Below are 12,609 nucleotides of genomic sequence, written 5' to 3' on the forward strand. Positions count from 1 at the left end.
CTCATGCCAATTTTTCCAATACGTGTGCGATCGCCTCGTTGGCGTCGCGCTTGCCTGCTGCGAGTGCCAATTGCGCCATCTGCTGGCAGCTATCGCGCGTCAAGGACGCCAGCATCGCGCTCAGCGATGCTGCACTCATTTCCGTCTGCGGCAGATGAATCGCCGCGCCCTGCTTCGCCATCCATTGCGCGTTGTCGCGCTGGTGACTGGTGGTCGACGCTACCAGCGGCACGAGCACGCTGGCCACGCCGGCCGCCGTCAGTTCCGACAGGGTGATGGCGCCTGCACGGCAAATCACCAAGTCGGCCTCGGTGTAGGCCTTGGCCATGTCGTCGATGAAGTCGACCACATTGGCCTGCACGCCCGCCTGCGCATACGCGCCATGCAGGGCGTCGATATTCTTCTTGCCCGACTGGTGCGTCACCAACGGACGTTCGCCCTCAGGCATCAGGGCCAGCGCAGCAGGCAAATTGTCGTTCAGCGCTTTCGCGCCCAGGCTGCCGCCAACGACAAGGATGCGCAGCGGCCCGCTGCGGCCCGCAAAGCGCGATGACGGCGGCGCCATGGCGAGGATCTCCGCGCGCACGGGATTGCCCGTGACGACGGCCTTGCCCGCAGCGATGCCGAAATCGGCGGGGAAACCGAAGCACACCTTTTGCGCCAGCGGCACCAGCGTTTTATTCGACAGCAGCAGCGCCGCGTCGGCATTGACCAGCACCAGCGGCACGCCCTTCAGGCGCGCCATCAGGCCGCCCGGCACGGTCACGTAGCCGCCCATGCCCATCACCACGTCCGGCTTGCGGCTGGCGATAAAGCGACGGATGGCAAAAAAGCTCGCCAGCATCTTGAAACCGCCTTTGAGCGTATGCGCCAGGCCCTTGCCGCGCATGCCGGAGAACGCGATGGCGTCCATGGGAATGCCGCTTTTCGGTACCAGTTCCTGCTCCATGCCATGGGTCGTGCCCAGCCAGCTCACTTCCCAGCCACGCGCGCGCATCGTCTGCGCAATCGCCAGGCCAGGGAAAATATGGCCGCCGGTACCGGCCGCCATAATCATCAATCTTTTCGTCGTTTTCAAGTTCGTCACGTTGTTCATAGCCGGCCTCCACGCATCAGGATCCGGTTTTCATAATCGATGCGCAGCAAAATCGCCAGGCCGATACAGTTAATCAGTACGCCCGTGCCGCCATAACTCATCAGGGGCAAGGTCAGCCCTTTTGTCGGCAGCAGGCCCAGGTTCACGCCCATATTGATGAAGGTCTGCACGCCGATCCAGATGGCGATGCCTTTCGCCGTCAGTCCGGCGAAGGTCTGGTCGATGGCAATCGCCTGGCGGCCGATATCGAAGGCGCGCTTGATGATCCAGTAGAACATGCCGATCACGACCAGGACGCCCGCCAGTCCCAGTTCTTCGCCGATCACGGCGAGCAAAAAGTCCGTATGCGCTTCGGGCAGGTAGTGCAGCTTTTCCACGCTGCCGCCCAGGCCCACGCCAAATAGTTCGCCGCGCCCGAAGGCAATCAGCGAGTGCGTCAGCTGGTAAGCCTTGTTGAGCGCATTGTCTTCCTGCCATGGATCGAGATACGCAAAAAACCGCTCGCGACGAAATTTCGACAAGGCGATGATGGTGACGAAAATTGCCGTCAGCATGGCGCCAATGCCGCCAAACCAGATGGCGTTGACGCCGCCCAGGAACAAGATACCCATGGCGATGCAAACGATCACGCCAAAAGCCCCCAGGTCGGGCTCCATCAGCAGCAGCAGGCCAACGAAGCTGACCGCCAGCGCCATCGGCATGAAGCCCTTGGTCAGCTTGTGCATGTATTCCTGCTTGCGCACCGTGTAGTCGGCGGCGTACAGCACCATCACCACCTTCATCAGTTCGGACGGCTGCGGCCGCAGGCCCGGCAAATTCAGCCAGCGGCGGCCACCGTTGACCGACACGCCCAAGCCAGGTATCAGCACCATCACCAACAACACCAGCGTACCGATGAACAGCCATGGCGCCATTTTTTGCCAGGTCGCGACACGGATTCGGAACACCAGCGCCGCAGCGATGATCGACACGCCGATGAACAGCGCCTGGCGCACGACGAAATAATTGTTCGTATAAGCGGCAAACTTGCGCGCGTCCGACAATGAGATCGACGCCGAATACACCATCACCATGCCCAACAACATGAGCAGCAGAACTACCCACACCAGCGGCTTGTCATAGTCCATCATCTTCGATTGCCGCGCGCGGCTATCCAACGGCTTGGCAGCCGAGCCGGAACCAAAGCTGAAGGGCAGCTGGAAAGCCATCAGATATCCTGTCCGTTTTCCAGTGCGATATCGCGCACGGCGTCGACAAACACCTGCGCGCGGTGCGCATAGTTCTTGAACATATCCATGCTGGCGCACGCAGGCGACAGCAGCACGGCATCGCCGGCCAAGGCCAGGCTGCTGGCTCGCTTGACGGCTTGCGGCAAGGTGGCGCAGTCGAAGATGTCCACGCCAGCAGGTTCCAGGGCCGTGCGCAGCGCCGGCGCGTCGCGGCCGATCAGCACCACGGCGCGTACATAGCGCGACACGGGTTCAGCCAGCGGCGAGAAATCCTGTCCCTTGCCATCGCCACCGGCGATCAGCACCAGACGCTGTTCTGCGCCGCCAAACGCCTTGCCCAGGCCAAACAGCGCAGCCACTGTCGCGCCCACGTTGGTGCCTTTGCTGTCGTCGTAGTATTCAACTTCATTGACGGCGGTGATCAATTCCACCCTGTGCGGCTCGCCCTGGTATTCGCGCAAGCCATGCAGCAACGGCGCGAATGGCAGGCCGATGGCGCGGCACAGGGCCAGCGCCGCCAGCGCATTCGAGGCATTGTGCTGGCCACGTATCTTCAGTGCATCGGCCGGCATCAGCTTCTTGGCCATCGTTGGCACAGGTTCCGGCGCCGGATCATTCTTCCTGCGTTTTTTCTCGATGACTTCTTCGCTCGGCACGGCTTGCGCCAGCCAGAAGATGCCCCGTTCGTTGACCAGGCCAAAGCTGTCCACCGCAAGCGGCTCGCCCGTACCGAAGGTGATCGTCTGTGCCAGCGGATTGGCCATCTGCATCACGGCGGCATCGTCGCGGTTCAGGATGCGCACGCTCTGGTGGCCGAAGATGCGCGCCTTGTCGCTCGCATAGGAGGCCATGTCGCCGTGCCAATCCAGGTGATCCTGCGACAGATTCAAGACCGTGGCTGCATCGGCCTGCAGACTGAAGGTCGTATGCAGCTGGAAACTGGACAGTTCCAGTATCCACGCCTGCGGCAAGGTGCTGGCGACGGCTTGCGCCGCTTCCTCGCCCTCGCCCTTGACAACAGGCTGCGGCACTGGCTCGGCATCGAGTACCTCGCGCAGCACGTCGAGCGCCGCCGGACTGATATTGCCGGCCACGCGCGTAACAAGTCCTGCGCGTTCGCACAGCAAGCCCACCAGGCTGGTCACCGTCGTCTTGCCATTCGTGCCCGTGATGGCGATGACTTTCGGCGCATAGCCGCGTTCTGCGTTCAGTGCGGCCAGTGCCTGCGCGAACAGTTCGATCTCGCCCCACACAGGGATATTTTTTTCAGCGGCGGCCGGTACGATTCCAGCCAGTTCACGGCCAGGCGCCAGGCCCGGACTGACGGCGACGAAGTCGACGCCGTCGAGCAGGTCGGCCGTAAAGGCGCCGGCGATGAATTGTGCCTGCGGCACGGCAGCCTGCAAGGCGGCCAGGCGCTCCGGGCTTTCCCTGGTATCTGCCACGCGCACGGTCGCACCGCTGCGGGCCAGCCACAGGGCCATCGCCAGCCCCGACTCACCGAGGCCCAGTACCAGTGCGGTTTTAGCGTCGTACATCATCAGCGCAGCTTCAAGGTGGTCAGGCCGAGCAGCACCAGCATCATGGTGATGATCCAGAAACGCACGACAACCTGCGTCTCCTTCCAGCCTTTTTGTTCGAAATGGTGATGCAAGGGCGCCATCAGGAAGACGCGGCGGCCCGCGCCATAGCGCTTCTTGGTGTACTTGAACCAGACAACCTGGATGATCACGGACAGCGTCTCGACAACGAAGATGCCGCCCATGATGAACAATACGATTTCCTGGCGCACGATGACGGCCACGGTACCCAATGCGCCGCCCAGTGCCAGCGCACCCACGTCGCCCATGAACACTTTCGCGGGGTGCGTGTTATACCAGAGGAAAGCCAGGCCGGAACCTGCCAGCGCGCCGCAGAAGATCACCAGTTCGCCGGCGCCCGGGATGTGCGGAATGAACAGGTAGCGCGCATACGTGGCGTTACCGGTCAGGTAGGCGAACAGGCCCAGGGCCGTGCCCACCATCACCGTCGGCATGATGGCCAGGCCATCGAGACCATCCGTAAAATTGACAGCATTGCTGGTGCCGACAATGACGCAATACGTCAACGCGATGAAACCCCATACACCCAGCGGATAGCTGATGGTCTTGAAGAATGGCACGATCAAATCGGCTTTCGGCGGCAAATCCATGGCAAAGCCGGACTGCACCCAGGCGTAGATCAGATTCCACACCTGGCCAGCATTGGGCTCGGAGATCGAGACGGAAAACGCCAGGTAAAACGCGGCGGCGATACCGATCAGCGACTGCCAAAAATATTTTTCGCGCGAGCGCATGCCTTCCGGATCCTGATGCACCACCTTGCGGTAGTCATCGGCCCAGCCGACGGCGCCAAAGCCCAGCGTGACGATCAGCACGGGCCAGATGAAGCGGTTCGACAAGTCGGCCCACAGCAGGGTGGAAATGCCGATGGCGATGAGGATCAGCACACCGCCCATGGTGGGCGTGCCGTGTTTTTTCAGATGCGTCTGTGGGCCGTCCGTGCGCACGGCCTGGCCGACCTTCATGCGCGTGAGCATGCGGATCACGGCGGGACCGGCGCACAGGCCGATCAAAATCGCCGTCAGCGTTGCGAAGACGGCGCGGAAGGTGATGAAGTTAAAGACCCGCAGTGGGCCAATGTCGTCCTGGAAATAATGAGCGAGCCAGAGCAGCATGATTAGTGAGCTTCCTTGTTATTGTTGTTTGAACCAATCAAATGCTGCACGGCCCGTTCCATTTTCATGAAGCGGGAGCCCTTGATTAATACTGTTGCATCCGAGCGGCCGGACAAATGCGCATCAAGCGCCGCCAGCAAACCGTCGAACTGTTCGAAATACTCCACGAGCGTGCCCGATTCCTGGCTCGCGGCAGCCTGCGCCGGATTGACCAGATGGCGCGCCAGGCCGCCCGTCGCCAGCACGTATTCGATGCCTTTGGCGGCGGCGTAGGCGCCAATCTCTTCGTGGAACTGCTGCCCCTGCGTGCCGACTTCACCCATCTCGCCCAGCACCAGGATGCGCGGTGCTGGGGCCTGCGCCAGTACATCGATGGCAGCGCGCGCCGAATCCGGATTGGCGTTATACGTGTCGTCGATGATGGTGGCGCCGTTGGCGGCACGTTTTTTCTGCAGGCGACCGTTCACAGGCGCGAACGACTCCAGGCCCTGCTTGATATGTTCCATGGCGATGCCCGCGCCAACGGCGCACGCCGCCGCAGCCAGCGCATTGCGCACGTTGTGCTCGCCCGCTGCCTGCAAGGCGACAAAAAACTGGCGCAAGCTGCCGTCCTGTGCGCGCACACTGACGAACATGTCGCTGCCAAAATCTTCGGCCGCACGGTGCGTACAACTGACATCGGCATCCTTCGACAGGCCGAAGCTGATGGCGGCGCGCGCGCCGGCCAGCTCGCGCCACAAGGGCGTGAATTCATCGCCATGCGGGAAAACGGCTACGCCGTCATCGCCCAATGCCGCCAGTGCGGCGCCGTTCTCGCGCGCCACCGCTTCCACCGTGTGCATGAATTCCTGGTGTTCGCGCTGCGCGTTGTTGACCATCGCCAGCGTCGGCGCGGCGATTGCCGCCAGGCGCGAGATTTCGCCAGGATGATTCATGCCCATTTCGATCACGGCCGCCTGGTGCCGCTCGCTCAGGCGCAACAAGGTCAATGGCACGCCGATTTCATTATTCAGGTTGCCGCGCGTGGCCAGGCGTGCGTCTTCGCCAAAGGCCGCCGCCAGGATGGACGAAATCATCTCCTTGACGGTGGTCTTGCCGTTGCTGCCGGTAACGCCGATGACGGGCAGCTTGAAACGGCAGCGCCAGTAATTAGCGATGCGGCCCAACGCGACCAGCGTATCGGCGACCACGATGGCGGGCACCTTGCTGCTATCCCAGTTTTCTGGCAAGCGCTCCACCACCACGGCGGCAACGCCGCTGACGGCCACTTGGTCGAGGAAATCATGCGCATCGAAACTTTCGCCGCGCAGGGCGACGAACAGCGAGCCGGCTGGCGCGCTGCGGCTATCTGTGCATACGCCGTCAAAAACGGCGTCGCCCGTCAGCTGCGCGCCGTGCAGGGCAGGCATCAGTTCGGCCAGGGTCGCGTGCATGGGGTGATCAATACGCTGGTGCATCAGTTCGTCCTCATCATCGTCAGGCGCGCGGACAGTGCCAGCTGCGCATGGTCGGCATCGGAGAACGGCAATTTTTTGCCCTTGATTTCCTGGTACGGCTCATGGCCCTTGCCCGCCAGCAGGATCACATCCGGCTTGGCAGCATGCTTGATGGCCGACAGGATGGCAGCGGCGCGGTCTTCGATGGCCTGCGGCTGCGGGCCATCTGCGCGCATGCCGGCGACGATCTGCGCGATGATGGCGTGCGGGTCTTCGCTGCGCGGATTGTCGCTGGTGACCAGCACGTGATCGGCCATCTGCGCAATGGCACCCATCTGCGCACGCTTGCCCGGATCGCGGTCGCCGCCACAGCCAAACACGCACCATAGCTGGCCGCCGCGCTCCTGCGCCACCTGGCGCAAGGCAGCCAAGGTTTTTTCCAGCGCGTCCGGCGTATGCGCGTAATCGATGACGACCATCGGCGCTTCCTGCCCACCCACCTGCTGCATGCGCCCGGGAGCCGGCTGCAGCGATTCGATGCCATCTATGGCGGCGCGCAGGCCGATGCCATGCGCCAGCAAGGCGCCCAGCACGGCCAGCGCGTTACTGATATTGAAGTGACCCACCAGCTGCGTTTTGACCTGCGCCACGCCCAGCGCGCATTCCAGGTGGAAGTCGGTGCCGGCATTGCGGTTGCGGAACTGGCTGGCGCGCAGCATCAGCACGCCCGGCAAATCTGGCTGGCTGGCCGCATCCTGCAAGGTGTAGCCGATGACCGGGTACTCACCCGCCAGCTTGGCCTTGACGTGCCGCGCCAGGCGCAGGCCCATGGCGTCATCGAGGTTGATGACGGCCGTCTTCAGGCCCGGCCAGTCGAACAGCTTGACTTTGGCCGCCTCATAGGTGGCCATGTCGCCGTGGTAATCGAGGTGATCGCGCGTCAGGTTGGTAAACATGGCGACATCGAAATGCATGCCGGACGCACGTTCCTGGTCCAGGCCGATCGAAGACACTTCGATGGCTACAGCCTTGGCGCCTGCGTCGCGCATGGCAGCGAGCTTACGCGCCAGCAGCACGGCGTCGGGCGTGGTGTAGCCGGTGACGTCGAATTCGATGCCGCCACGCGGCTTGCACAGGCCGACGCCCAAAGTACCGATAACGGACGATGTTTCGCCCAGTCGTGCCAAGGCTTGCGCCAGCCACAAGGCGCACGAGGTCTTGCCATTCGTGCCCGTCACGCCAGCGCTGAACATGGCACTATCGGGCATGTCGTACACAGCATGCGCCACCGGGCCAGCGAGGCGTTTCAGGTCGCTGACCAGCAGATGCGGCACATTCCATGCGGCATTCCATTCAACGGCGTCATGCACGACAGCGGCGGCGCCCTGGCCGATGGCAGCGTCGATGAAATGGGTGGCGCCCGCGTAGGCAAAAAATACGTCGCCACGCTGCACGCGGCGAGAATCGGAGGTCAATTGCCCTGACGGGGCAGCCGCCTTGATCCACGAACTGATATCTTGTATGGTCATGAGTAACTTCACATGGCCTCCGGGCCAGCATTGGCAGGGACCACGATTTCGGTAACGGAGGAATCGGGCGGTACGTTCATCGCGCGCAGCGCGTTGGTCGCAATCGCTGCGAAAGCAGGAGCGGCAACCTGGCCGCCATAGTGGGCAGCGCCGGTCGGCTCATCGATCATCACGGCAATGATGAAGCGCGGCGCCGACATCGGCACCATGCCGACGAAAGAACCGATGTATTTGCGCGGCATCGCGTAACGGCCGTTTTCGACCTTGTAGGCGGTACCCGTCTTGCCGCCGACGCGGTAGCCGGCGACTTGCGCGCGCTTGGCCGAGCCGTGCGCGCCGGACACCACCAGTTCGAGCATGCCACGCATGTCGGCAGCCGTCTTGGGCTTGATCACCTGCTGGCCCACGGGCAGCTCATTGACCTTCTGGAACGACAATGGAATCGTATCGCCATCGCGGGCGAACATCATGTAAGAGCGCGCCAGCTGGATCAGCGACACGGAAATGCCGTTACCGTAGCTCATGGTGGCCTGTTCCACTGGACGCCACGATTTGTAAGGACGTACGCGACCAGCCACGGCGCCGGGGAAACCCCATTTCGGCTGCTGGCCGAAGCCCACCTTGGTAAACATTTCCCACATTTCCTGCGACGGCATTCCGAGCGCGATTTTCGAGGTGCCGATGTTCGACGACATTTCGATGATCTCGGAGACGCTGATCACACCGTGTGGCTTGGTGTCGGTAATGGTACGGTCGGCGATGGTGTAGCGGCCCGGTCCTGTGTCGATCAGCGTGGTCGGCTTGACCCTGCCCGTGTCGAGCGCCAGCGAGACCGTGATCGGCTTCAGGGTCGAACCAGGTTCAAAGGTATCGGTCATGACGCGGTTGCGCAGTTGCTGGCCCGTCAGCTTACGGCGGTCGTTCGGGTCGTAGCTGGGATAGTTGGCCAGGGCCAGCACTTCACCGGTGTGCACGTCGAGCACCACGGCGCCGCCGGCCTTGGCGTTGAATTTTTCTACCGCTTCCTTCAACTGCGTGAAGGCGATGTACTGGATCTTGCTGTCGACGGACAGGGTCAAGTCCTTGCCGTCGTGCGGTTCGTGGATGAAGCCGATGTCTTCGACGATGTGGCCCAGGCGATCCTTGATCACACGGCGGCTGCCAGTGGCGCCGACCAGGGTTTTCTGCTGCGCCAGTTCCATGCTTTCCTGGCCCACGTCTTCCACGTTGGTAAAGCCCACCACGTGGGTCATCACTTCGCCCTGTGGATAAAAGCGCTTGTATTCCTTGCGCTCGTCGATGCCGTCGATGCCCAGCTTGGAGATTTTGTCGGCCACGTCCATCTCGACCTGCCGCTTGAGGTAGACGAAGCTGCGGTCAGAATCGAGCTTCTTGCGCAATTCGTTGACGTTCATTTCCAGCAAACCGGCCAGCGCATCGATTTTCTCGGGCGAGGCCTGCAGTACGTCGTCGGGAATGGCCCAGATGGCTTTCACGGGCACGGACGATGCCAGCACCTGGCCGTTACGGTCGGTGATCTTGCCACGCGTGGCCGGCAGTTCGAGCGTGCGCTCGTAGCGTGCCTTGCCCTGCTTTTGCAGAAACTGCGTCGACACGCCCTGCAGCCACAGTGCGCGCGCGCCCAGGCCGGCGAAAGCGAAGAACAGCAGGAACAGCACGACGCGCGAACGCCAGACGGGCAGACGCACTGCCAGTACGGGGTTCTTCGAGAATGGCACACCTTTCGATGCCGCCACCCGGCCGTTGCTATTACCGCCCAACTTCATTACTCACCCTCCGTCAGGTATTGCGTACGCGCCGCCGTCAGCGGCGTCATGCTCAGATCGCGCCGCGCAATCGCTTCGATGCGTTCATGCTTGCCCAGGGTGGATTGGTCCAGTTGCAGCTGCGCCCAGTCGATGTCGAGTTGGCGCGACAGCGCTTGTGCGCGTTCCAGGTCGATCAGCAGATGGCGCGACTGGTACTGCGCGTTCACCAGCGACAGGCCGCAGCACACCAGCAGGGCCGACAGCACGACACACAGCTTGCCAGTCATCGAGGGCCGCCATTGGCAGGGGCGGGCAGCGGCAGGCGCTGCGCCACGCGCATCACGGCCGAACGCGAGCGGGGATTACCCTCGATCTCGGCGTCGGACGGCTTCATCTTCAATATCAGCTTCATTTCCGGCTGCGGCAAATCGACCGCGCGGATCGGCAGGCGGCGGTCAGGCTGCTCCACGTTCGCCTTCGAGGCGAAGAAGCGCTTGACCATGCGGTCTTCCAGCGAATGAAAACTGATCACGGCCATGCGCGCGCCGGGCGCCAGGCAGGCATACGCCTGGTTCAACCCGATCTCGAGATCCTCGAGCTCTTTGTTAATGAAAATGCGTATGGCCTGAAAGGTGCGGGTAGCGGGGTCCTTACCCTTCTCGCGGGTCTTGACGGCGCCTGCCACGATGCTGGCAAGCTGTCGTGTGCTTGAAATTGGCTGGACTGCCCGGCCAGCAACAATCGCCTTTGCAATCTGAAAAGCAAACCGTTCTTCCCCATAATCGCGTATCACTTTCTCTAAATTCTGCTCGGTTTCCACCGCCAGCCATTCGGCCGCAGAGATGCCGCGCGTAGTATCCATGCGCATGTCCAGCGGTCCATCGTTGCGGAAGCTGAAACCGCGCGCCGCATCGTCGACCTGTGGCGACGAGATGCCCAGGTCGAGCAAGATACCGTCCACCTGCTGCACGCCGCGCGCGGCCAAGCTGGCCGTCATGGTGGCAAAGCTATCATGGACAATGGCAAAGCGCGGGTCGCCGATCTGTTCAGCCGTGGCGATGGCTTGCAAATCCTTGTCGAAGCCGACCAGGCGCGCGTCGGGCGCAAGGCGCGACAAAATCAGGCGGCTATGGCCGCCGCGGCCAAACGTGCCATCGACGTAAATGCCGTGTGCACGCTCGCCCGTCAGGTCGAGCGCATCGACCGCTTCATCGAGCAGCACCGTGCGATGCTGAAATTGCGGCACCGTGAGTTGTGTCATTACGGAGCCTTAAAAAGAAAAATTGGAAAGTACATCGGGGGTACCAGCATCGATCGCCTGCTGCTCTTTGTCAGCCAATTTGGCGGCATCCCAGATTTCAAAGTGGCTACCCATGCCGATCATCATGACCTCGCGCGACAGCCCCACGGCGTTGCGCAATTCGGGCGAGATCAGCACGCGGCCGGCCGAGTCCAGCTCGACGTCAACGGCGTTACCGAGGAAGATGCGTTGCCAGGCCCGCGCCGACATAGGCCAGGCGGCGATTTGCTGGCGATGGCTTTCCCACACGGAACGGGGGAAAAACAGCAGGCAGCCATCGGGGTGTTTGGTCAAGGTCAGACGGCCTTCGCACTGGATCGTCAGCGCGTCACGGTGCTTGGCAGGGATAGACATCCTGCCTTTGGCATCGAGATTGATTGCGGACGCGCCTTGAAACACGAAAGACCTTTTTTAACTTGGGTTGCGACACTTGCGCATCATGATGAAAAGGGGAAATTTCCCACAAAAATACACTTTTTCACACAGTTTCCTACTTTAGAGTAAGCACAGATAGTGGTCAAGCGGTTTCCGATTGGCAAAACAGGAATTTTATTAATGAAATTAAGGACTTAGCGCATATCGTTGAAGCAGTCTCAAATAAAATATATCGATAAATTAGATACTTATGAAAGATAGTGAATGTGCTACCTCATCTGCACACATGTGTTTTCCTACCGTAAACATCAAAAAAGACGAAATGGAAAAATTGAATTTTTTACAGCTAGTTGACATATGACAATATTTTCGCCACCCATACACATCGGTAAGCGAGCACCGCAAAAGACGTGATTTACGTCAAAAAAAAATCGTTCGTGACGCTTACCGGCGCTGTTTTCCGGGGCTAGCCTGAGGTGGATATACGATTTCGACAAAGCGGCAATTATTTGTTACAGGGAAACTTTAACCAATTGTTCATTTTTTAGTTGTATATACAACTTTATCTTAATTGCTATATTTTTAGAAACAAAAAAAGCCCCTCTGCAGGGGCTTTTTGGGTGGTGCACAGCAGGAAAACTGCCGTGACCGATACGCTCCCTGGCAGACCAGGGAGCAAAAATTCAAGTGAAGCAGGCCGGTAGGCCGGATTTTGTTACGGCACCTTCCCTTGCAGGTTGGTGCTATGACAGTCATTCCTCTAGGCGCCAAATTACTCGGGCGCTCAAGCTTTCTACCCGCACGCTCCGCGAGCAGCATCATCGCGTGCCTATTTGAAATTGCACCAGGTGGAGGTTACCGCGTTTCACCGTAACTTAATACGCTCGTCTCTGTGGCCCTATTCCTCGCCTTATACTCCCCCGGCATACAAGTACGCCGGGTCGGCTTTCGGCGGACGGCCGTTAACCGTCACCCCGCTCTATGGAGTCCGGACCTTCCTCCCGCCAGCGCATTGCTGCGCCGACCAGCGACTGTCTGGCCTGCTTCACCGCTCATTGTACCGCGCCGCAGCATGTTTCTGCAAAAGAGCGGCGCGGCAGTCGGGGAATTATGTAATTCGGTGTCGCCATTTCAAAAGCCGGAGCAAATCGGCTCACAT

At 60.9% G+C, this 12,609-nt stretch carries 10 protein-coding genes and 1 other RNA gene; all 11 read right to left on the minus strand.

Going from position 1 to position 12,609, the window contains the following annotated elements; genetic code table 11:
- Position 1 precedes the first annotated feature (1 nt).
- On the minus strand, positions 2 to 1,096 hold the full coding sequence (gene murG, locus ACQ4V8_RS18515) for an undecaprenyldiphospho-muramoylpentapeptide beta-N-acetylglucosaminyltransferase (protein WP_010394946.1): 1,095 nt from the start codon (positions 1,094 to 1,096) through the stop codon (positions 2 to 4).
- The gene (gene ftsW, locus ACQ4V8_RS18520; RefSeq protein ID WP_010394943.1) at positions 1,093 to 2,304 is read right to left on the minus strand and encodes a putative lipid II flippase FtsW; all 1,212 of its coding nucleotides are present in this window, start codon (positions 2,302 to 2,304) and stop codon (positions 1,093 to 1,095) included. The genes murG and ftsW overlap by 4 nt, the downstream gene beginning before the upstream one ends.
- On the minus strand, positions 2,304 to 3,866 hold the full coding sequence (gene murD / locus ACQ4V8_RS18525; protein WP_436571980.1) for a UDP-N-acetylmuramoyl-L-alanine--D-glutamate ligase: 1,563 nt from the start codon (positions 3,864 to 3,866) through the stop codon (positions 2,304 to 2,306). The genes ftsW and murD overlap by 1 nt, the downstream gene beginning before the upstream one ends.
- Entirely contained in the window at positions 3,866 to 5,041 is a 1,176-nt protein-coding gene (gene mraY, locus ACQ4V8_RS18530) for a phospho-N-acetylmuramoyl-pentapeptide-transferase (RefSeq protein WP_010394938.1), read from the minus strand. Before mraY ends, murD begins: the two co-directional genes overlap by 1 nt.
- A 2-nt stretch (positions 5,042 to 5,043) precedes the next feature.
- Positions 5,044 to 6,474 (minus strand): UDP-N-acetylmuramoyl-tripeptide--D-alanyl-D-alanine ligase, encoded by a 1,431-nt coding sequence (locus tag ACQ4V8_RS18535; RefSeq protein WP_436572001.1) that lies wholly within the window; start codon positions 6,472 to 6,474, stop codon positions 5,044 to 5,046.
- 23 nt (positions 6,475 to 6,497) lie between these two features.
- On the minus strand, positions 6,498 to 8,006 hold the full coding sequence (locus ACQ4V8_RS18540; protein WP_070345784.1) for a UDP-N-acetylmuramoyl-L-alanyl-D-glutamate--2,6-diaminopimelate ligase: 1,509 nt from the start codon (positions 8,004 to 8,006) through the stop codon (positions 6,498 to 6,500).
- A gap of 8 nt (positions 8,007 to 8,014) precedes the next feature.
- Positions 8,015 to 9,793, minus strand: a complete 1,779-nt coding sequence (locus ACQ4V8_RS18545) for a peptidoglycan D,D-transpeptidase FtsI family protein (RefSeq protein WP_010394932.1) — start codon at positions 9,791 to 9,793, stop codon at positions 8,015 to 8,017.
- Positions 9,793 to 10,062: a cell division protein FtsL gene (gene ftsL / locus ACQ4V8_RS18550; protein ID WP_010394930.1), complete on the minus strand. Its 270-nt coding sequence runs from the start codon at positions 10,060 to 10,062 to the stop codon at positions 9,793 to 9,795. The genes ACQ4V8_RS18545 and ftsL overlap by 1 nt, the downstream gene beginning before the upstream one ends.
- Positions 10,059 to 11,036, minus strand: coding sequence for a 16S rRNA (cytosine(1402)-N(4))-methyltransferase RsmH (gene rsmH, locus ACQ4V8_RS18555; RefSeq protein ID WP_010394927.1), 978 nt, complete (start codon positions 11,034 to 11,036; stop codon positions 10,059 to 10,061). The genes ftsL and rsmH overlap by 4 nt, the downstream gene beginning before the upstream one ends.
- Before the next feature lie 9 nt (positions 11,037 to 11,045).
- A complete protein-coding gene (gene mraZ, locus ACQ4V8_RS18560; RefSeq protein ID WP_010394924.1) occupies positions 11,046 to 11,474 on the minus strand; it encodes a division/cell wall cluster transcriptional repressor MraZ in 429 nt (142 codons plus the stop codon).
- Positions 11,475 to 12,135: 661 nt separating this feature from the next.
- Positions 12,136 to 12,497, minus strand: an RNA gene (gene rnpB / locus ACQ4V8_RS18565) — RNase P RNA component class A.
- Between the last annotated feature and the right edge of the window lie 112 nt (positions 12,498 to 12,609).

It is taken from the genome of Janthinobacterium paucivorans (assembly GCF_051380805.1).
Classification (GTDB): Bacteria; Pseudomonadota; Gammaproteobacteria; order Burkholderiales; family Burkholderiaceae_D; genus Janthinobacterium; species Janthinobacterium lividum_D.